Below are 20,291 nucleotides of genomic sequence, written 5' to 3' on the forward strand. Positions count from 1 at the left end.
ACCATGCTACCTCACCTCTACCGGACGGCAAACGAAGCAGGAACGCACAAATAGAGTCTTCAACGCCTAAACCTGATTCGCTAACTCGAAGCGTTCGAAGCGTGACGTGCAATTTGATCCTTGGCTGCGGTAACGACGTGCGACGGTTCGAATCCGAAGCACTGTGCGACGATCTTTGCCGGTGCTGACAGGCCAAAGCTATTTACGCCGAGGATGCGTCCCCCAAAGCCGGTATAGCGTTCCCAACCGAAAGGGGATGCCTCCTCGACCGCCACGCGCGCCAGTATCCCGGGGGGTAGAACACTGTCACGATATTCCTGACTCTGATCCTCGAACACTTCCCACGATGGCATGCTGATTACGCGAGCCTTGATTCCTTCCGACTTTAGCTGTTCATAGGCAGCGACACAGAGTGAGACCTCGCTTCCAGTGGCCAGAAGCAGTACCTCAGGATTGTGATCCTGCGCATCGGCCAGCACATAGGCGCCGCGCGTGAGGCCGCTGGCGGGCGCATATACAGAGCGATCCAGCGTAGGTACGGACTGCCGCGTCAGTATCAGGCAAACTGGACGGTCGGTGAACTGCATGATGAGCCGCCATGCCTCAACGACCTCATTCGCGTCCGCTGGCCGCAGGACAACGATGCCCGGGCTCGCGCGCAGAGAAGCGAGATGTGCAATTGGCTGGTGCGTGGGCCCGTCCTCTCCGAGACTGATGGAATCGTGAGTCCAGATGTAAATGATGGGAATTTCCATCATCGCGCTCAGCCTAAGCGCTGCGCGGCAGTAGTCGGTAAAGATGAGAAAACTCGCAGCATAAGGGCGCAGTTTTGATAGGCTCATCCCGTTGGCAATGCCGCACATCGCGTGTTCGCGCAAGCCGAAGTGGAAATTACGCCCTCGATAATCCCCATTCAGGTTTTCAATTTGTCCGGGCGCCTGAAAATCGCCATAAAGCGCGCCCTTCAGTTCCGTTTTTGTCGAAGGAGCAAGATCCGCCGCGCCGCCAAGCAGCCAATGCATTTTTTCGGCGACGGCGTTCAATACCTTGCCCGATGACTCGCGCGTCGCCATACCCTTCGTATCTGCCGGGAATGTGGGTAACGCACTATCCCAGCCCACCGGTAGCCCGCGTCGCTCCATGCAGCCGATTTGTTCGGCCAGCTCCGGGTATCGTGTACTGTAAGCAGCAAACAGTTTTTTCCAGGCTGCATGCGCGGTTGCGCCGCGCTCGCCAAGCTGGGCTTTAAAATGTTCCCGCACACCGTCGGGCTCGTGAAATTGCTTGTCGGGGTCGCAGCCGAAGAATTCTTTTGCCAGTCGGACCTCTTCAGAACCCAACGGTTCGCCGTGCGCTTCTCTCGTGTCGTGCTTGTGGGGCGCTCCGTAACCGATATGGCTACGCACGATAATTAACGTCGGGCGATCATTCGTAGTGAGAAACGCCTCATAAGCGCTCGTCAGCTGGGCCAGATTGTTCGCGTCGCCAACTCTTGCGACATTCCATCCATAACTGACAAACCGGGCGGCGACGTCTTCCGTGAAAGTGAGATCGGTTGACCCTTCAATGGTGATGCGGTTGGCGTCATAAATCCAGCACAGATTGGAGAGTTTGAGGTGTCCGGCCAGCGATGCCGCTTCGCTGCTGATTCCTTCCATCATATCGCCGTCACTGCATAAGGCGTAGACATTATGTTCAAACAGCTCAAAATCGGGCCGGTTATAAGTCGCGCCGAGCCAACGGGCGGCGATCGCCATCCCGACGCTGACAGCAGCACCCTGTCCGAGCGGACCCGTAGTGGTTTCTACACCCGACGTCCAGCCATATTCCGGATGGCCGGTGCAGCGGCTGCCCGCCTGCCGAAAGGTTTTGAGGTCATCGAGCGTCACTGCCAGCCGGTCCGCCTTCTCGTAGCTTGGACTCGCTGCCTTGACACCAGTCAGATAAAGGAGACTGTAGAGCAATGCTGAGGCGTGACCAGCCGAAAGGACGAAACGGTCGCGGTTCAGCCATTCGGGATCGTCCGGATCATAGCGCAGGAAACGTTGCCAGAGACAGTATACCGTTGGCGCTGAGCCCATCGGCGTGCCAGGATGACCAGAATGCGCTTTTTCCACCGCATCCATGGATAGGCTGCGAAGCGTGTTGATACAAACCTGATCGCGCTCCATCTGTTCGGTCATCTGGGTTGTCCCGGTAGAGCAAGCCGCGGCGCTTGCGTGAGAAAAATGTTCCCTACTTGAAAATATTGACCTCCTCGTACCAGCATGAGCCGCATGCAGGCTCGCCTCTGCCATATCATTTACCATTGTTACGGAAACATCGCCCCTCCGATATTACAGAATTTCTTTCCCTGCCCGCAAGATCAAGAGGCGGATAGAGGTAAGCGGGGGTGCTGATTACGCTTCTTTAAACGTGTTGTAGCGTCTTATAAGCGCATTCGTTGAACTATCATGCTGCAACGGCGGCCCGCCTGTGCTGCCTGTTGTACCCTCTAATTCCTGCATAACGCGCTTGGCCAGCGCCTTGCCCAGTTCTACGCCCCATTGATCGAACGAATCGATATTCCAGATCGCCCCTTGCGTAAAAACACTATGTTCATAGAGTGCGATCAAAGCGCCTAGTGTATGCGGTGTAAGGCGCTCGGCGAGAATGGTGTTGGTTGGGCGATTCCCTTCAAAGCTCCGATGGGGGCACAGCCAGTCGGGTGTTCCTTCAGCTTTCACTTCATCCCCGGTTTTTCCGAATGCCAACGCCTCGGTTTGAGCGAACAGATTCGCCATCAGCAGGTCATGATGACTGCCCAGCGGATTCAAGGTTTGGCAGAAGCCGATAAAGTCGCACGGGATCAGCCGGGTACCCTGGTGTATGAGTTGATAAAACGAGTGCTGGCCGTTAGTGCCGGGTTCGCCCCAAATAACGGGTGACGTCGGGTAGTTGACACGGGAGCCATCAAGCGTAACGTGCTTGCCGTTGCTCTCCATTGTCAATTGCTGCAAATAGGCGGGGAAACGCTTGAGGTATTGGTCATACGGCAGCACAGCTACCGTTGGCGCATCGAAGAAATTGTTGTACCAGATTGCGTGCAATCCCATGAGTATGGGGAGATTTTTCTCGAACGGAGCAGTACGGAAGTGTTGATCCATCGCGTGAAAACCTGCCAGCATGGCGCGGAAATTCTCGGATCCGATCGCAATCATGGTCGAGAGGCCCACCGCTGAGTTCATCGAATAACGTCCACCTACCCAATCCCAGAACCCGAACATATTGGTTGTATCGATGCCGAATCTGGCCACCTCCTCGGCATTTGTCGAGACAGCAACGAAGTGCCTGCGCACGGCACGTACGTCGTTGACTTTATCCAGCGTCCATTGACGGGCTGCATGGGCGTTGGCCAGGGTCTCTGTGGTGGTGAATGTTTTTGAACAGATGATGAATAGCGTTTCTTCCGGATCAGCGGCCTTTGTGGCTTCCCTGAAATCCGTGCCGTCCACGTTGGATACGAAGCGGAAGGTCATGTCGCGCGAGCTGTAATGACGCAACGCTTCATAGGCCATCACCGGCCCCAGATCGGAGCCGCCAATACCAATATTGACGATATTGCGAATTCGCTTGCCCGTATATCCTTGCCATTGCCCACTGCGTAACTGGTTTGCGAAACCGGCCATCCTGTCAAGCACCGAATGTACCTCGGGCAAGACGTCGATGCCCTTGACAAGGATTTGTTCACTCTCGGGTGCGCGCAAGGCAATGTGAAGCGCGGCACGCTGTTCTGTCGAATTGATCAGGTCGCCCCTGAACATGGCGTCAATGCGTTCACGCAGGCCACACTCTTCGGCAAGCCGCGCAAGCAGGTGGAGCGTCTCGTCGGTAACCCTGTTTTTCGAGTAGTCCAGGTAAAGGCCGGCGGCTTCGGCCGTGAAACGCTCGCCGCGGTTAGGGTCATCAGCGAAAAGCTGACGTAGATGCACGTTTTTGATCGTCTGGTAGTGTTTTTCGAGCGCCTTCCATGCCGGGCGTTCTGTCAGAGCCTGTGTCATGAAGGTTCTCCTGCTTCTTGTGCCTCGCTCGTTCTCTTTTTCTTGATACGCCGCAATATCCACATTACATAGCCGGACAAGGCATAAAGAAAAAAAAGACAGAACAGCACAACGGGCGGCTGACTCGGAATCAATACAAAAAAGAACAGCGCCAATAGCAGGACAGTGATGAAAGGCACACTTTTTCGTAAATTGATTGTCTTGCCGCTGTAATAGGGGATATTACTCACCATGGTAAGGCCTGCGAACAGGGTAATGCCCCATGCGAGCCATCTGATATCCTCGCCACTTATTTCAAAGTCCAGCATCACCCAGACCAGTCCTGCAATCAATGCAGCGGCGGCGGGGCTGGGCAACCCCTGAAAAAACCGCTTATCCGCGACCTCTATATTCGTATTGAAACGTGCGAGACGCAGCGCAGCACAGACACAATAAATAAAAGCTGCAATCCAGCCCCACTTGCCCATGCCCTTCAAGGCCCACTCATATATCACCAGCGCGGGAGCGGCGCCGAAGGAGACCATGTCCGACAAGCTATCGTATTCCGCGCCAAATTCACTCTGCGTATGAGTCAACCGCGCTACCCGGCCGTCCAGTCCATCCAGCACCATCGCGATGAAAATCGAAACTGCGGAATGTTCAAAACGTCCATTCATCGCCTGTACTATGGCATAAAACCCGGCGAACAACGCGGCGGTGGTGAACAGGTTGGGTAGTAAATAAATGCCTCTGCGGCGCAGTTTGGATTTGAGCATGTAGCGCGGATGAGGATCATGCATCATTGTGCATTCCCAAAAGGAGACCGATGCATGTTAAACGGTTATCGACCGGCGGTAAACAGTAGCCAGTGCGGGCAGGGAAATCAGGGATGTTTCCCGGCAATTACGAACTGAAGAAATATCGCCGGTAATGGGAATAACTGGCCGGGACAGGTAACGTTGACTGAGCGTCAGATGGTAGGCAAGAATAGAATAGTAATGCTTGAGAAGGGTGGCAGAGGGCAGGTGGATGCCTGATGCGCCATCTGCCCTCTGTAAGTTTTGCTAATTTTTTGCCTGATCGACCAGCTTGTTCTTTTTGATCCACGGCATCATGTCGCGCAATTTCGCGCCCACCGTTTCAATTTGGTGTTCGGATGCAAGGCGGCGGCTGGCTTTAAGCATGGGCGCGCCCGCACGATTTTCAAGAATGAATTCGCGAGCGTATTCGCCTATCTGAATTTCGCGCAGAATCTTGCGCATTTCAGCGCGGGTGGCGTCGGTCACGATGCGTGGGCCACGTGAAACGTCTCCGTACTCCGCATTGTTCGAGATTGAGTAGCGCATGTTGGCGATACCGCCCTCGTAGATTAAATCCACAATCAGCTTCACCTCGTGCAGACATTCAAAATAAGCCATCTCAGGGGCATATCCTGCTTCAACCAATGTTTCAAAGCCGGCCTGAATCAAAGCGGTGAGGCCTCCGCACAGCACCACCTGCTCGCCGAAGAGGTCGGTTTCGGTTTCCTCGCGGAAATTGGTTTCTATCACGCCACCACGGGTACCCCCATTGGCTGCGGCATAGGAAAGCGCCAGTTCTCGCGCCTGCCCTGACTTATTCTGATGCACGGCGATGAGTGAAGGGACGCCGCCGCCCTGCGTGTAGGTTGAGCGAACCAGATGGCCGGGCCCTTTGGGTGCAATCATGATGACATCGAGATCTTCTCTTGGCGAGACCTGGCCGTAATGAATATTGAAGCCATGAGCAAACGCGATTGTGGCGCCCTTCTTGAGGTTGGGCTCGATCTCGGATGCGTAAACGGCGGCAATCTGCTCATCGGGTAGCAGCACCATCACAACATCAGCGCCGTTCACGGCTTCCGCCACTTCCTTGACAGTAAGGCCTGCCTTCTCCGCTTTGCTCCAGGAGGCGCCGTCCCTGCGCAGGCCAACTGTGACGGTTACGCCGGAATCGTTCAGATTATTGGCGTGAGCGTGCCCCTGTGAGCCGTAGCCCACGATGGTGACCTTCTTGTCCCGGATGAGCGACAAGTCTGCATCTTTATCATAATAAACGTTCATGGTTTCCTTTCTGTTCAAATAGTAAAGCGCCAAAGGCCAGCCTGCGCCCGCGCCGGATTTCATAATCGAATCGCGCGCGGGGTTGCTATACCTTCAATATACGTTCGCCACGACCGATGCCAGAAGCGCCGGTACGTACCGTCTCAAGAATCGCGCCGTGTTCCATGCCCTCAAGAAAGGCATCAAGTTTGGAACCGGTACCCGTCAGTTCGATGGTGTACGATTTGTCAGTGACATCAATGATGCGGCCGCGGAAAATATCAGCCATGCGCTTTATCTCCTCGCGGTCCTTTCCGACGGCGCGCACTTTCATCAGCATCAGTTCGCGCTCAATATGGTCCCCATCGCTCAAATCCACCACTTTGACCACCTCAATGAGCTTATTCAGCTGCTTGGTGATCTGTTCGATCACATCGTCCGAACCGGCGGTAACCAGCGTCATGCGAGACAAGGTCGGGTCTTCGGTGGCGGCAACCGTAAGTGATTCGATGTTATAGCCGCGCGATGAGAACAGGCCGGCTACACGAGACAAGGCACCCGCTTCATTTTCCATCAAGAGAGAAATGATATGTCTCATGTTTACACCAGAATCATTTCAGAAAGACCTTTTCCACCTGGCACCATGGGGAAGACATTCTCGGTCTGGTCCGTTATGAAATCCATGAATACCAGCCTGTCTTTGAGTTTGAATGCCTCTTCCAATGCGTTTTGGATATCGCCGGGCTGCTCGATTTTCATACCGACATGACCATAGCTCTCCGCCAATTTGACAAAATTCGGCAGCGCATCCATGTAAGACTCAGCGTAACGATTGCCATGGAAGAATTGTTGCCACTGCCGCACCATCCCCATATATCGATTGTTCAAATTGATGATCTTGAGCGGAAGATTATATTGCTTGCAGGTGGATAGCTCCTGTATGCACATCTGGATGCTGGCCTCGCCCGTAACGCAAGCCACCGCGCCTTTGGGGTTTGCGAACTGCACGCCCATGGCTGCGGGAAGACCAAAGCCCATGGTTCCGAGGCCACCCGAATTTATCCACCGTCTTGGCAAATCGAATTTATAGAATTGGGCGGCCCACATCTGATGCTGGCCGACATCCGACGTAACAAAAGCGTTACCGCTGGTTACCTCATAGAGCTTTTCGACCACCATTTGCGGCTTGATGATCGAGCTGGCGCGGTCGTATTTGAGGCAATCGCGCGCACGCCACAGATTGATCTGGGTCCACCAGGCGTCAAGGGCGGTTTGATCGGGCTTCTCCTTGCGGACCTTGAGCAATTTTATAAGTTCGTCCAGCACGCCGGAAACACTGCCAACAATGGGCACATCGACCTTGACGCGCTTGGAGATGGATGAAGGATCGATGTCTATGTGAATAATCTTGCGGTCTTCGTTGAAGAAATGCTTTGGATTGCCGATGACGCGATCGTCAAATCGGGCGCCAACAGCCACAAGCACATCGCAATGCTGCATAGCCATATTGGCTTCGTATGTGCCATGCATGCCAAGCATCCCTACAAACTGATTGTCTGTCGCGGGATATCCGCCCAATCCCATCAGCGTATTGGTACAAGGAAAGCCCAGCATTCGTACCAACTCAATCAATTGCGGCGACGCATCACTCAGGATCACGCCACCGCCCGTGTAGATCATCGGCCGCTTGGCTTCCAGTATCAGCTGTACCGCTTTCTTGATTTGTCCGGCATGTCCCCTGATGACCGGGTTATACGAGCGCATCGAAACACTCTCCGGATAGACGAATGCCGTTTTCTGCTGACTGACATCCTTTGGAATATCCACCAGCACTGGGCCGGGGCGGCCGGTTGAAGCGATATAAAACGCTTTCTTGATGGTAGTGGCCAGTTCAGCGATATCTTTTACCAGAAAGTTATGTTTAACGCAGGGGCGGGTAATACCAACGGTATCCACTTCCTGAAATGCATCCAGTCCGATGGCGTGCGTCGGCACTTGCCCACTGATGATGACCAGAGGAATCGAGTCCATATAAGCAGTGGCGATGCCGGTTACGGCATTAGTCACGCCGGGACCGGATGTCACCAGGGCCACTCCTGTCCTGTTACTGGAGCGTGCATAGCCATCCGCTGCATGCACTGCCGCTTGTTCATGGCGCACCAGCACATGTTTGACCTTGTCCTGCTTGAACAACTCATCATAAATGAACAGCACGGCGCCACCGGGATAGCCAAAGATATGGTCCACCCCTTCCTCCTGCAAACAACGCACCGTGATTTCAGCGCCAGTCAGTTCAGTGCTCATGCTATCTTTAATTCCAATGTTCAATGTTGAGTATCAGCAAAAATATATTAAATAGAACGTTGAACAGTAACGTTTAGGTGATCTCTGGTCAATCGCTTTGATCAGGGGTCCACGGGGACGGGAGTTATGCTCCGGCGTATCCAAAAGTTGTTTCATCAAACAGGCAACTGCAGCCTGTAGGGAGATGTGAAGGAACGGCAAGTTCAGCAAACCGTGGATGGAGCAAGCCAAACCTCGAGCGTTTCCGTATTGAATAATCGATCGTCGGCTCTAACCCATCATTATAATGCTGAATCTGCGCCTCCCGGATGAAAATCAGAGAAACTCAGCTTTTTTCGTGACTGTCTTTTTCCTCTGTTTTCCGATGGGGGCAAGCCGGCTTGATGCAGTCCGCGTACAGTGACAGTGAATGTTCGTGTATGGCAAAGCCTCGATCCTTCGCGATTCTGATTTGACGCTTCTCGATTTCAGCGTCGTAAAATTCTTCCACCCTGCCACACTGCAGGCAAACCAGGTGGTCGTGGTGAGTGCCGCTGGCGAGTTCAAACACCGCCTTGCCGCTTTCAAAATGGTGACGCTCAAGCAATCCCGCCTGTTCGAATTGAGTAAGTACCCGATACACCGTGGCAAGACCGATGTCCTCGCCTTCATTAATCAGTGTTCGATAAACATCTTCCGCCGAGAGATGGCGAACCGGACTGCTTTCGAACAGGCTTAGTATTCTAAGCCGCGGCAGCGTGGCCTTCAAGCCCATGGTTTTAAGATTTGGCTTGCTCATAGCTATATCCATCCATTAAGTTATTTGCTGTATCATATAACGTTGAGTTTGCTTTGGAAACATACGCCGCCCGATGCGCGCAAGAATACTGACGTTGGTCGTTTTGCTATTGCTCGCAGGATGTTCGTCTGTTCCATCTTTGCTCTACAAAATCGATATCCAGCAGGGCAATGTCATTACCCAGGAAATGGTGGACAAACTAAAGCCCGGCATGACCCGTTCGCAGGTCCGCTTCGCGCTGGGTTCGCCCATGATCAGCGACGCTTTTCATGAGAATCGCTGGGATTATGTATATCGCGTCGATCAGAAGGGACAGCTGGTTGAACAAAGAAACCTGACAGTTTTTTTCGAAGACGACAAGCTGGCGCGCATGGTCGGTACTTTTAAATCTCCGCTTGCCTTTACTCAGACTCAGACTCAGCCTCAGCCAGCCGGGCCCGCCGATCAAACTGCGCCATCCGCGCCGCTAGTCAGGGAACAGGGCGGTGGTCCGGTTGCAGATGATGCCCGCGTTTCTGACGCTATCCCGGGTCCTGCCGATGCTCCAGCGCAGGGTGACGCTGCGGCCTCGAGCAGTACGCCGGTTTTGAGCAGTATTCCCGATTCGAGCGCCGCTCCGCCTGAGAACGACACTTCAGGTTTGCCGGCGCCGGATAAGGCGAGCCCCATGAGCCCCAGGCAAGTGCCGTCGCAGGCAACCGATCCGGGCAATAGAGGTGCGGACCAATTGAAGGAATAGGATCCGGATCCACCGGGAGCAGGATTCTGAGGAGCTTGAAAGCGTGAAAAGGGTGTTATCAGGATATAAATGGCGACATTGAATATTGCTATTGCCGGAAGTTCGGGGCGCATGGGGCGGGCGCTGCTGGAAGCGGTCGAGCGCGCGCCGGACATGCGCCTGGCGGCGGCGCTGGAGCGCGCTGGAAGTCCCTACCTTAACAAGGACGCGGGGGAGTTGATCGGGACGTTGTGCGGTATCGATATCAGCGACGATGTGACCGCCGCGCTGTCCGGAAGCAGTCTGCTGATAGACTTTACCCGTCCCGAAGCAACGTTGGTGCATCTTGCCTGTTGCCGCGCCAAAAACGTCAAAATGGTAATCGGGACGACCGGCTTTTCGGCAGAACAAAAGGAAGAGCTCGTGGCCGCGTCAAAAGACATTCCGATCGTATTTGCGCCTAACATGAGCGTAGGCGTAAACGTTGCGTTCAAGCTGGCGGAAATGGCGGCCAAAGTACTGAACGAGGATTACGACATCGAAATCATCGAGGCCCATCATCGACACAAGATAGATGCGCCGTCCGGCACCGCGCTGCATATGGGCGAGGTGGTTGCGAAAGCGCTAGGCAGGGACCTTTCGGAAGTGGCCGTTTATCGGCGGGAAGGCAATACAGGCGAACGGGCGCCCGGCGCGATTGGTTTTGCCACCGTACGTGGCGGAGATATAGTTGGCGATCACACGGTAATGTTTGCAGGGACGGGCGAGCGCATCGAAATTTCACACAAGGCCGGTAGTCGTGCAACTTTTGCCGAGGGTGCATTACGCGCGGCCCGATTTCTTGGCGACAAACAAAGCGGCTTGTTTGATATGCAGGATGTGCTGGGGTTACGCGGGTAATCGCCATCTGGTACCTTGCCGCATACATCCGCGAATTGGCGGTACTGCCGGGGATTCATTGAAGCATGCCGCTTTTGGAAGTATAATTTCTTACTTATGAAACGGGACAGGTAGTACTTGTCCCGTTTTCGTGCCTTGTCCCCCTTTCCCATGTGCCAGGAGCTTCCCGTGCCACAACGCCCGTATGCTGTTCTCGCGCTCGCTGACGGCACAGTTTTTCGTGGCATATCCATCGGTGTGGAAGGTGTCAGTACCGGCGAAGTAGTCTTCAACACTTCCATGACCGGCTATCAGGAAATCCTCACCGATCCGTCCTATTGCAGGCAGATCGTTACGCTGACTTATCCGCACATCGGGAACACTGGCACCAACCCCGATGATGTGGAATCCGGCAATAGTAATCGCGTACATGCTGCAGGACTGGTGATCCGGGATTTGCCCCTGGTTTCCAGTAATTGGAGACAGACCCAGACCTTGCCGGAATACCTGGAACAGCAGGGCGTGGTGGCGATTGCGGATATTGATACTCGCAAGCTTACGCGCATTCTGCGGGAAAAAGGTGCGCAGGCCGGCTGTATCATGGCGGGATATCCAGATGAAGCTGAAGCACTGAAGCGTGCCAGGGAGTTTCCGGGGCTGGTCGGTATGGATCTGGCCAAAGTGGTGAGTTGCACCCAGTCTTATGAATGGAACGAAGGCGAATGGAGGCTGGAGCATGACAATCAGCTTGAGAAGAAGCCTCGCTTCCATGTTGTCGCTGTCGATTTTGGAATCAAAAGCAACATACTCCGTAAGCTGGCGCAGCGTCGCTGCGAGATTACGGTATTGCCCGCGCAAACAACCGCCGAGGAGATTCTGGCGTTACAACCCGACGGCGTGTTTCTTTCAAACGGGCCTGGCGATCCCGAGGCTTGCGATTATGCCGTCAACGCAACCAGAAAGTTGCTCAAAACAGAAGTGCCCATCTTTGGTGTTTGCATGGGGCATCAATTGCTGGGGTTGGCGAGTGGCGCCAAAACCATAAAGATGAAGTTCGGCCACCACGGCGCCAATCATCCCGTGCAGGACCTGGATAGCGGAAGGGTAGTGATCTCCAGTCAGAACCACGGCTTTGCAGTGGATATCGATACATTGCCGAAGAATGCACGAGTTACCCATTTGTCATTATTTGACGGGAGTCTCCAGGGGTTTGAGCTGATTGGTCAGCCTGTATTCTGCTTTCAGGGACATCCTGAAGTCAGTCCGGGTCCCCACGATCTGGATTATCTATTCGATAAATTCATAGGGTTGATGGAAAGAAAAAAGGACGAATCACACCTTGAAACGTAGAGGCGGCGCACCGCTTTCATCCCTTACATTTCGCTGCAGCCATGCCTAAACGTAACGACATAAAAAGTATACTCATAATCGGCGCGGGACCTATCGTTATCGGGCAGGCCTGCGAGTTCGATTATTCCGGTACGCAGGCGTGCAAGGCATTGCGGGAGGAAGGATATCGCGTCATCCTGGTGAACTCCAACCCTGCCACTATCATGACCGATCCGGAAATGGCAGATGTCACTTATATCGAGCCCATTATCTGGTCAATTGTGGAGAAAATCATTGCCGTGGAGCGCCCGGACGCGTTGCTGCCGACGATGGGTGGACAGACCGCGTTGAATTGCGCCCTTGACCTGGCAAAGAACGGCGTTCTGCAAAAATACGGGGTCGAATTGATCGGCGCTTCGCGGGAGGCCATCGACAAGGCTGAGGATCGGGAGAAATTCAAACAGGCGATGACCCGTATCGGGTTGAGTTCTGCGCGTTCCGCCATTGCTCATAGCCTGGAGGAAGCGCTGCAGGTACAGGCAATGGTCGGCTACCCCGCCATCATTCGTCCGTCATTTACCATGGGTGGCAGCGGCGGCGGCATCGCCTATAACCGCGAAGAATTTCTCGGGATTTGCGAGCGTGGACTGGAAGCTTCGCCCACCAGGGAGCTATTGATCGAGGAATCGGTCATCGGTTGGAAAGAATTCGAGATGGAAGTAATACGTGACAATAAAGACAATTGTATTGTCGTTTGTGCCATTGAGAACCTTGATCCGATGGGTGTCCATACGGGGGATTCCATCACCGTTGCGCCATCGCAAACGCTGACGGACAAGGAATATCAGATCATGCGCGACGCATCGATAGCGGTGTTGCGCGAAATCGGCGTTGAAACCGGCGGTTCCAATGTGCAGTTTGCCATTAACCCGCAGGATGGGCGCATGCTTGTCATCGAGATGAATCCACGGGTATCGCGCTCCTCTGCATTGGCTTCGAAAGCGACCGGATTTCCCATCGCCAAGGTAGCGGCCAAGCTTGCAGTGGGCTATACACTGGATGAGCTGAGAAATGACATTACTGGCGGCGCAATGCCGGCATCATTCGAGCCGTCCATAGACTATGTCGTCACTAAGATACCGCGTTTCGCCTTCGAGAAATTCCCTCAGGCCAATGATCGTCTTACCACCCAGATGAAGTCGGTGGGCGAGGTGATGGCGATTGGACGCACTTTTCAGGAATCTTTCCAAAAAGCCTTGCGTGGACTGGAGATCGGTGCCGATGGTCTGGATGAGAAAACGGCAGATATAGAAACCATCGCAACCGAATTGGCTGATCCGGGACCGGAGCGAATCTGGTATGTGGCCGACGCGCTTCGCTGTGGCATGGCTTTTGATGAAATTCAAGGTCATACACACATTGATCCCTGGTTCCTGGCGCAGATCGAAGATCTGATAAGGCAGGAGCAATCGCTTGCGGGAAAGTCTCTGGATGCACTGGACCGGCATGCATTGCGCAAACTAAAGCGTAGCGGTTTCTCCGACCGGCGACTGGCAAAGCTGATGAATACAACGCAGGAGGCGGTTCGCTCCAGGCGCCATCAACTTGGCTTGCGTCCGGTATACAAGCGGGTCGATACCTGCGCTGCGGAGTTTGCTACTCGCACCGCTTACATGTATTCCACTTATGAGGAGGAGTGCGAAGCGCTGCCCAGTACCCGAAAAAAAATCATGGTGCTGGGCGGTGGTCCCAATCGCATCGGTCAGGGTATCGAGTTCGATTACTGCTGTGTTCATGCGGCGCTGGCGTTGCGTGAGGATGGGTTCGAGACCATCATGGTCAACTGCAATCCTGAAACGGTCTCGACCGATTACGATATTTCCGACCGGCTTTATTTCGAGCCATTGACGCTGGAGGATGTGCTCGAAATCGTCGCGGTGGAGAAGCCTTCGGGGGTGATCGTTCAATTCGGTGGCCAGACTCCGCTGAAACTTGCGCGCGATCTCGAGGCGAATGGCGTGCCTATTATCGGGACCAGCCCCGACATGATCGACTGCGCCGAAGATCGGGAGCGTTTCCAGAAGATGCTGCAACAACTTGGGCTGAAACAGCCGTCAAATCGCACTGTCCGCGACGCGGACGCCGCAATTACGGCCGCTAACGAAATCGGTTATCCGCTGGTCGTGCGTCCCAGTTATGTGTTGGGAGGGCGCGCCATGGAAATTATCCACGAGCAGGCATATCTTGAGCGCTACATGCGAGAGGCTGTAAAGGTTTCGCACGATTCGCCGGTGCTATTGGATCATTTTCTGAATGACGCCGTTGAGGTGGATGTGGATGCGGTTTGCGACGGAAAAGCCGTGCTGATCGCGGGTATTATGGAACACATAGAGCAGGCTGGCGTGCACTCGGGCGATTCGGCCTGTTCGCTGCCACCTTTCAGCCTGTCGGTCCCCTTGCAGGATGAGTTGCGTCGCCAAACGTCAGCAATGGCGCATGCACTCAAAGTGGTGGGACTGATGAATGTGCAATTCGCCATTCAGGGCAACACGGTATACGTCCTGGAAGTCAATCCCAGAGCGTCGCGCACGGTGCCCTTCGTATCCAAAGCCACCGGATTGCAGTTGGCCAAAATTTCCGCCCGCTGTATGACGGGTAAGACGCTTGCCCAGCAAGGTCTGGTCAAAGAAGTGATTCCTTACTATTATTCGGTTAAGGAAGCCGTCTTTCCTTTTATTAAATTTCCCGGTGTGGATACCATACTCGGGCCTGAAATGAAGTCTACGGGCGAAGTCATGGGAGTCGGGCAAACTTTTGCGGAGGCGTTTGTCAAGTCGCAACTGGCAGCCGGAGTAAAATTGCCGCTAGCAGGTAAAGTCTTCATAAGCGTGCGCCAGGTAGATAAGCCGCGCGTGGTGGAAATCGCCCGCAATCTTGCGAAACTGGGATTCACACTTTATGCTACTCGCGGTACTGCTGCAGTGCTGAGCTCGGCGGGGTTGGCCGTAACACCAGTCAACAAGGTGGCGGAAGGGCGTCCACATATAGTAGACATGATCAAGAATGGCGAGATAGACTTGATTATCAATACCGTGGAGGATAAGCGGAGTGCAATTCACGATTCCTATTCGATCCGCCATGCCGTGTTGCAGGCGAGGGTGACGTATTTCACGACCTTGGCAGGCGCGCGCGCTGCCTGCATCGGCATGGCAAGCATGCGGGAGCTGCAGGTCTATAGCTTGCAGCAGCTGCATGGATTGCTGGAAGCTGCGCCATTGAACGCCGTCTCGTGAAAAATGGCATGGCACCCCTTCAATCGCAATGAGCAAGCCGGGCTGTGATCAAGCAAATAAATTCGCAACGAAGTTGAACGCAAACAGGGTGTGGTAAAGAGACTATGAGCACAATTCCATTAACAGTCGTTGGCGCGGCAAAACTACGCGCTGAATTGCAGGAAATGAAAACCGTCCAGCGTCCCGCCGTAATTGCGGCGATTGCGGAAGCCCGTTCCCACGGTGATCTTTCCGAAAATGCCGAATACGATGCTGCCAAGGAACGGCAAGGTTTTATTGAAGGACGCATTGCCGAGCTGGAGAGCAAGCTCGCCAATGCCCAGATCATCGACCCAGCGCTGCTGGATGCTGACGGCGCCTGCGTATTTGGCGCAACCATCGATCTTGAAGATATGGCCAGCGAGACGACGGTAACTTACCAGATCGTTGGTGACGACGAGGCCGATATCAAGGAGGGAAAGATTTCTATAAGTTCCCCCATTTCCCGCGCTTTGATAGGCAAATATCCTGGAGACGTGGCCGAAGTTCTAGCGCCGGGAGGGTTGCGGGAGTATGAGATACTTGACGTAAAATATGTTTGATTACCGGGATACCTGGCTGCTGAAACAGTAATGTATCCGACCATGCTAGGCGGAAAGACCGCGTTTGGTTTGACGTAACTTCTTCTCGTTGCCAAGAGGAGTGATATCCGGCTTGGTTGTCTCGATTGTTTCGGCTGATCGGGGCCGGTAGATCACCAGTATTTTGCCGATGTGCTGAACGGCGACAGCTTCAAGTCGCCTGCAGATTTCCTCCAGCAAGGCGTTTCTTGTTTCACGCTCATCACTGGATACCTTGACTTTGATCAGCTCGTGGCTTTTGAGTCCCACGTCCAGTTCACGCATAATGCCTTCCGACAAACCCGCCGCACCTATCCAGACAATTGGTTTCTTCCCGTGGGCACGCGACCTGAGATCACGTCGCCGAGCGAGAGCAAGTTCTAACATAAGACGTCCCAAAATACGCGATTTTAAGCGATGAAACGTTCCAAGACCAGTAAAACCTGGATGAAAGAGCATGTGAACGATTTCTTTGTAAAGCAGGCAAAAAAAGAGGGCTACCGTTCCCGTGCCGCCTACAAGCTGATCGAAATCGCCGAGCGCGACCATCTGTTTAGGCCGGGCATGACAATTGTGGATCTCGGTGCGGCTCCCGGAGGCTGGTCGCAGGTTGCAGCAGAAAAACTGGGGGGAAAAGGCAGAGTGATTGCCTTGGACCTGCTGGAAATGACGGCCTTGCCCGGCGTTACATTCATTCAGGGGGATTTCACAGAAGCCTCTGTTTTGGAGGAACTGAAAAAACATTTGGAAAAATATCCTCTTGACCTTGTAATTTCGGACATGTCACCTAATATAACGGGCATAGGAGTGACCGATCAGGCGCGCGGCATGTATCTTGCGGAGCTGGCTTTGGAATTCTCCGCAGAGCGATTGAACTATGGCGGTAATTTTCTCGTCAAAGTGTTTCAGGGTTCCGGTTTTGAGGAGTTTCTACGCACAATGCGCACTACATTCGGCCGAGTGGTAACACGTAAACCTGAAGCATCTCGTGGCCGTAGCAGCGAAATCTATTTGCTGGGGCTGGGGAGGCGGAATTCAGATATTCCAGCTAAAAGGTAGTAGCCAGCAGACAGGTGAAAGGTGAAAGGTAGACGGGTTCGGGAAATCACGGCGGCCGCGGTGGACGGGCCGGCTATTATAAATCTCGAAATGGGTTTAGAATGAAACACCCAAGGATTTTGACGGCGCAAGCCAAGGAGTTATCTTGAACAATCTCATTAAAAATATGGCCATCTGGCTGGTGATTGCTCTGGTGCTGATGACAGTATTCAATCAATTCAGCACGCGGCAGTCAGCACAGGCGCCGATGGAATATTCGCAGTTCATCGAAGAGGTGAAACAGGGCAGGATCGCCAAAGTCACTATTGAGGGCCGCACGCTGAAGGGCACTAAATCGGATGGCAGGCGTTTCACCACCTATACGCCCTCGGATCCCTGGATGGTCAGCGATCTGCTCAAGGCCGGCGTCATTATAGATGCCAAGCCGGAAGAAGAGCCGTCGTTGCTGATGAACATTTTTGTCTCGTGGTTCCCCATGCTGTTACTGATAGGCGTATGGATTTTCTTCATGCGTCAGATGCAGGGGGGAGGCCGGGGCGGGGGCGCGTTTTCGTTCGGAAAGAGCAAGGCGCGCATGCTTGACGAGTCCACCAATCAGGTAACATTCGCTGATGTGGCTGGTTGCGAGGAAGCCAAAGAGGAGGTTTCCGAACTGGTCGAATTCCTGCGTGATCCCAGCAAATTCCAGAAGCTTGGGGGCCGCATTCCCCGCGGCGTATTAATGGTGGGAAATCCTGGAACGGGTAAAACCCTTTTGGCTCGTGCTATTGCCGGAGAGGCCAAGGTTCCGTTCTTCAGTATTTCCGGTTCCGATTTCGTGGAAATGTTCGTCGGCGTGGGTGCCGCAAGAGTGCGTGACATGTTCGAGCAGGCGAAGAAACATGCGCCCTGCATTATCTTCATCGACGAGATCGATGCGGTTGGCCGTCAACGGGGTGCTGGCCTGGGCGGCGGCAACGATGAGCGTGAACAAACATTGAATCAGTTGCTGGTGGAAATGGATGGTTTTGAAGGAACCGCCGGCGTGATTGTCATTGCGGCGACTAACCGGCCTGATGTACTTGATCCTGCCCTGTTGCGTCCCGGTCGTTTCGACCGGCAGGTCACAGTGCCGCTACCCGATATTCGAGGCCGCGAACAGATACTGCACGTACATATGCGCAAGGTGCCGATCGCGCCCGACGTGCATGCGGATGTCATCGCGCGCGGCACACCCGGAATGTCAGGGGCTGATCTGGCCAATCTTGTGAATGAGGCAGCGCTGTTCGCGGCGCGCGGCAATAAACGGTTAGTGGATATGGACGACTTCGAGCACGCCAAGGACAAGATTTTCATGGGTGCGGAACGTCGGTCGGTGGTAATGCCGGAACGTGAGCGGCGCAATACTGCCTATCATGAATCCGGACATGCGGTGGTGGCGCAGCTCTTGCCGAAAACAGACCCCGTGCATAAGGTTTCCATCATTCCGCGGGGACGTGCGCTGGGCGTGACGATGCAATTGCCGACAGAAGACCGTTTCAGCATGGATCGAGAGGAAATCCTGGAGAATATCGCGGTTCTGTTCGGAGGACGGATCGCTGAGGAAGTCTTCATGGGGCAGATGACAACTGGCGCCTCAAACGATTTTGAGCGTGCCACGGAAATGGCGAGACGCATGGTGACGCAATGGGGGATGTCGGATTCCCTTGGGCCGATGGTATATGGCGAGAATGAGGGAGAAGTATTTCTCGGCCGCTCTGTTACGACGCATAAGAATGTCAGCGAAGCTACTATGCAGAAAGTGGACATAGAAATTCGCCGGATCATTGATACCCAGTACAGTCTGGCACGCAGGTTGATTGAGGAAAACCGCGACAAGATCGAAGTCATGGCCAAAGCCCTGCTGGAGTGGGAAACCATAGACTCGGAGCAGATTGGCGATATCATGGAAGGCCGTGCGCCAAGGCCGCCAAAGCCTACTAAAGCCACACCTACGCCTCCCAAGGACAATACGCCTCCGGCTGCGCCAGCAACAACACCGGCGCCGGCCCAGGAAGTTTAAGAGCCTGGAGTGTTGCTGAACCAAAATCAATTAGGCGGGCTTGTCCCGCCTTTTTCTAATTGACGCGTTACGCTACGCTCGCTGAATCTTCCGTTTTTTCTCTTCTATATCTCGTCGGTATTTAATCTAGCCCTGCAGTTCCATCGAACTCATCCAACAGGAACATCAAGTGGCGCGAGAAGCCGTCCCCGATCATGGCACTCAACTAAGGAATAAGCGGTCAGCTGAGGAATCCAGGTTTAACATTCTTGCTCTCCACCGACCTCTCATCATGGGGATCGTCAATGTCACCCCGGATTCCTTTTCGGACGGTGGCCTGTGTGCCTCGACCGAAAGCGCGCTCCGTCACGCCGTCCGCCTGATTGAACAAGGCGCCGACTGGCTGGACATCGGGGGCGAATCCACGCGCCCCGGTAGTATGCCGGTGGATGTGGAAGAGGAATTGCGCCGCATTATTCCCGTAGTGGAGGCCTTGGCCGGCATGGGCGTACCTGTTTCGGTAGACACTACGAAGCCGGAAGTGATGCATGCGGCAATCAAGGCCGGCGCCGCCATGATCAACGATGTAAATGCCCTAAGGAGCCCAGGTGCGCTGGAGGCAGTCGCGGCCGGAGGGGCGGCAGCATGCCTTATGCATATGCAGGGCGAACCGCGTAACATGCAAATCAATCCCCAGTACAATGATGTGGTGGCGGAAGTGAAGGAGTTCCTGCAGCAGCGCCTGAATGCGGCGCAGGCCGCAGGGATTATGCGCGAACGGCTGGTAATAGATCCCGGTTTTGGTTTCGGTAAAACGCAGGAGCATAATATCCAGTTGCTGCGCCATCTCGATTGCTTCTCCGATCTCGGCGTACCTGTCATGGTAGGGTTGTCACGCAAGGCCATGCTGGGGAAAATCACTGGCAACGAAGCCATTGACCGTATTCATGCCAGCGTTGCCGCTGCCTTACTCGCGGTGGCCAAGGGTGCCGGAATCGTGCGGGTACATGATGTCAAAGCCACCAGGGATGCGCTAGCGGTTTATAATGCGGTAACCGGCTAGATGAACGCCGTCAAGAGCGTTACGCTTTTAAAGGACGGGATCGCCCTATACCGCTTGTTCCTTGCTTAATGCCCCGCTCATATGTAAGTTTTGAACCGGCTATAAGACAATCGTCTGACTTATGAGTGCAGAACGGTCGCAGAAGCAAACGATGGCAAGGCGGCGCTTGC

16 protein-coding genes are annotated in these 20,291 nt (G+C 54.2%); 8 read left to right on the plus strand and 8 right to left on the minus strand.

What is annotated here, in order from left to right; all coding sequences use genetic code 11:
• Window positions 1–80: 80 nt before the first annotated feature.
• The 7 genes from tkt to fur all read right to left on the minus strand — a co-directional run bounded on the left by tkt (window position 81) and on the right by fur (window position 9,161).
• Complete coding sequence (gene tkt / locus CRO05_RS04585) at window positions 81–2,183, minus strand: transketolase (protein ID WP_097066014.1); 2,103 nt, start codon at window positions 2,181–2,183, stop codon at window positions 81–83.
• A 216-nt stretch (window positions 2,184–2,399) separates the two neighbouring features.
• Window positions 2,400–4,040, minus strand: coding sequence for a glucose-6-phosphate isomerase (pgi, locus tag CRO05_RS04590; RefSeq protein WP_097066015.1), 1,641 nt, complete (start codon window positions 4,038–4,040; stop codon window positions 2,400–2,402).
• The gene (pssA, locus tag CRO05_RS04595; protein ID WP_097066665.1) at window positions 4,037–4,819 is read right to left on the minus strand and encodes a CDP-diacylglycerol--serine O-phosphatidyltransferase; all 783 of its coding nucleotides are present in this window, start codon (window positions 4,817–4,819) and stop codon (window positions 4,037–4,039) included. The genes pgi and pssA overlap by 4 nt, the downstream gene beginning before the upstream one ends.
• A 264-nt stretch (window positions 4,820–5,083) precedes the next feature.
• The gene (ilvC, locus tag CRO05_RS04600) at window positions 5,084–6,100 is read right to left on the minus strand and encodes a ketol-acid reductoisomerase (RefSeq protein WP_097066666.1); all 1,017 of its coding nucleotides are present in this window, start codon (window positions 6,098–6,100) and stop codon (window positions 5,084–5,086) included.
• Between the two features lie 85 nt (window positions 6,101–6,185).
• A complete protein-coding gene (gene ilvN / locus CRO05_RS04605) occupies window positions 6,186–6,677 on the minus strand; it encodes an acetolactate synthase small subunit (RefSeq protein WP_097066016.1) in 492 nt (163 codons plus the stop codon).
• A gap of 2 nt (window positions 6,678–6,679) precedes the next feature.
• Window positions 6,680–8,383, minus strand: a complete 1,704-nt coding sequence (locus tag CRO05_RS04610; RefSeq protein ID WP_097066017.1) for an acetolactate synthase 3 catalytic subunit — start codon at window positions 8,381–8,383, stop codon at window positions 6,680–6,682.
• Window positions 8,384–8,708: 325 nt separating this feature from the next.
• Window positions 8,709–9,161 carry a ferric iron uptake transcriptional regulator gene (gene fur / locus CRO05_RS04615; RefSeq protein ID WP_097066018.1) on the minus strand — a complete coding sequence of 151 codons (453 nt, stop codon included), beginning with the start codon at window positions 9,159–9,161 and terminating at the stop codon, window positions 8,709–8,711.
• Window positions 9,162–9,234: 73 nt separating this feature from the next.
• On the opposite strand from fur, the gene bamE reads away from it, so the two are divergent.
• The 5 genes from bamE to greA all read left to right on the plus strand — a co-directional run bounded on the left by bamE (window position 9,235) and on the right by greA (window position 15,961).
• Window positions 9,235–9,900: an outer membrane protein assembly factor BamE gene (gene bamE / locus CRO05_RS04620; RefSeq protein ID WP_097066019.1), complete on the plus strand. Its 666-nt coding sequence runs from the start codon at window positions 9,235–9,237 to the stop codon at window positions 9,898–9,900.
• 69 nt (window positions 9,901–9,969) lie between these two features.
• On the plus strand, window positions 9,970–10,779 hold the full coding sequence (dapB, locus tag CRO05_RS04625) for a 4-hydroxy-tetrahydrodipicolinate reductase (protein WP_097066020.1): 810 nt from the start codon (window positions 9,970–9,972) through the stop codon (window positions 10,777–10,779).
• Window positions 10,780–10,947: 168 nt separating this feature from the next.
• Window positions 10,948–12,108, plus strand: coding sequence for a glutamine-hydrolyzing carbamoyl-phosphate synthase small subunit (gene carA, locus CRO05_RS04630; RefSeq protein ID WP_200814300.1), 1,161 nt, complete (start codon window positions 10,948–10,950; stop codon window positions 12,106–12,108).
• Between the two features lie 41 nt (window positions 12,109–12,149).
• A complete protein-coding gene (gene carB, locus CRO05_RS04635; RefSeq protein ID WP_097066022.1) occupies window positions 12,150–15,380 on the plus strand; it encodes a carbamoyl-phosphate synthase large subunit in 3,231 nt (1,076 codons plus the stop codon).
• Between the two features lie 104 nt (window positions 15,381–15,484).
• On the plus strand, window positions 15,485–15,961 hold the full coding sequence (gene greA, locus CRO05_RS04640; RefSeq protein ID WP_090880371.1) for a transcription elongation factor GreA: 477 nt from the start codon (window positions 15,485–15,487) through the stop codon (window positions 15,959–15,961).
• 45 nt (window positions 15,962–16,006) lie between these two features.
• Here greA and yhbY read toward each other — a convergent pair whose 3' ends face one another.
• On the minus strand, window positions 16,007–16,366 hold the full coding sequence (gene yhbY / locus CRO05_RS04645; RefSeq protein WP_097066023.1) for a ribosome assembly RNA-binding protein YhbY: 360 nt from the start codon (window positions 16,364–16,366) through the stop codon (window positions 16,007–16,009).
• A gap of 30 nt (window positions 16,367–16,396) precedes the next feature.
• Between yhbY and CRO05_RS04650 the strand changes: the two genes are divergently transcribed.
• From CRO05_RS04650 to folP, 3 genes are all read left to right on the plus strand, one after another.
• Entirely contained in the window at window positions 16,397–17,038 is a 642-nt protein-coding gene (locus CRO05_RS04650; RefSeq protein ID WP_097066024.1) for an RlmE family RNA methyltransferase, read from the plus strand.
• 145 nt (window positions 17,039–17,183) lie between these two features.
• On the plus strand, window positions 17,184–19,079 hold the full coding sequence (gene ftsH, locus CRO05_RS04655; RefSeq protein WP_097066025.1) for an ATP-dependent zinc metalloprotease FtsH: 1,896 nt from the start codon (window positions 17,184–17,186) through the stop codon (window positions 19,077–19,079).
• A 271-nt stretch (window positions 19,080–19,350) separates the two neighbouring features.
• Complete coding sequence (gene folP / locus CRO05_RS04660; RefSeq protein WP_097066667.1) at window positions 19,351–20,121, plus strand: dihydropteroate synthase; 771 nt, start codon at window positions 19,351–19,353, stop codon at window positions 20,119–20,121.
• Window positions 20,122–20,291 lie beyond the last annotated feature (170 nt).

Origin of the sequence: Nitrosovibrio sp. Nv4, from assembly GCF_900215485.1 — a bacterium.
Taxonomy (GTDB): domain Bacteria; phylum Pseudomonadota; class Gammaproteobacteria; order Burkholderiales; family Nitrosomonadaceae; genus Nitrosospira.

What these genes read in the sequence shown, in the direction of transcription:
- fur (WP_097066018.1), bottom strand. Translation starts at nt 9,161, where the DNA reads ATGAGCAAGCCAAATCTTAAAACCATGGGCTTGAAGGCCACGCTGCCG.
- folP (WP_097066667.1), top strand. Translation starts at nt 19,351, where the DNA reads ATGGGGATCGTCAATGTCACCCCGGATTCCTTTTCGGACGGTGGCCTG.
- tkt (WP_097066014.1), bottom strand. Translation starts at nt 2,183, where the DNA reads ATGACCGAACAGATGGAGCGCGATCAGGTTTGTATCAACACGCTTCGC.
- ilvC (WP_097066666.1), bottom strand. Translation starts at nt 6,100, where the DNA reads ATGAACGTTTATTATGATAAAGATGCAGACTTGTCGCTCATCCGGGAC.
- CRO05_RS04610 (WP_097066017.1), bottom strand. Translation starts at nt 8,383, where the DNA reads ATGAGCACTGAACTGACTGGCGCTGAAATCACGGTGCGTTGTTTGCAG.
- CRO05_RS04650 (WP_097066024.1), top strand. Translation starts at nt 16,397, where the DNA reads ATGAAACGTTCCAAGACCAGTAAAACCTGGATGAAAGAGCATGTGAAC.
- pgi (WP_097066015.1), bottom strand. Translation starts at nt 4,040, where the DNA reads ATGACACAGGCTCTGACAGAACGCCCGGCATGGAAGGCGCTCGAAAAA.
- dapB (WP_097066020.1), top strand. Translation starts at nt 9,970, where the DNA reads ATGGCGACATTGAATATTGCTATTGCCGGAAGTTCGGGGCGCATGGGG.
- greA (WP_090880371.1), top strand. Translation starts at nt 15,485, where the DNA reads ATGAGCACAATTCCATTAACAGTCGTTGGCGCGGCAAAACTACGCGCT.
- bamE (WP_097066019.1), top strand. Translation starts at nt 9,235, where the DNA reads ATGCGCGCAAGAATACTGACGTTGGTCGTTTTGCTATTGCTCGCAGGA.
- ilvN (WP_097066016.1), bottom strand. Translation starts at nt 6,677, where the DNA reads ATGAGACATATCATTTCTCTCTTGATGGAAAATGAAGCGGGTGCCTTG.
- yhbY (WP_097066023.1), bottom strand. Translation starts at nt 16,366, where the DNA reads ATGTTAGAACTTGCTCTCGCTCGGCGACGTGATCTCAGGTCGCGTGCC.
- carB (WP_097066022.1), top strand. Translation starts at nt 12,150, where the DNA reads ATGCCTAAACGTAACGACATAAAAAGTATACTCATAATCGGCGCGGGA.
- pssA (WP_097066665.1), bottom strand. Translation starts at nt 4,819, where the DNA reads ATGCATGATCCTCATCCGCGCTACATGCTCAAATCCAAACTGCGCCGC.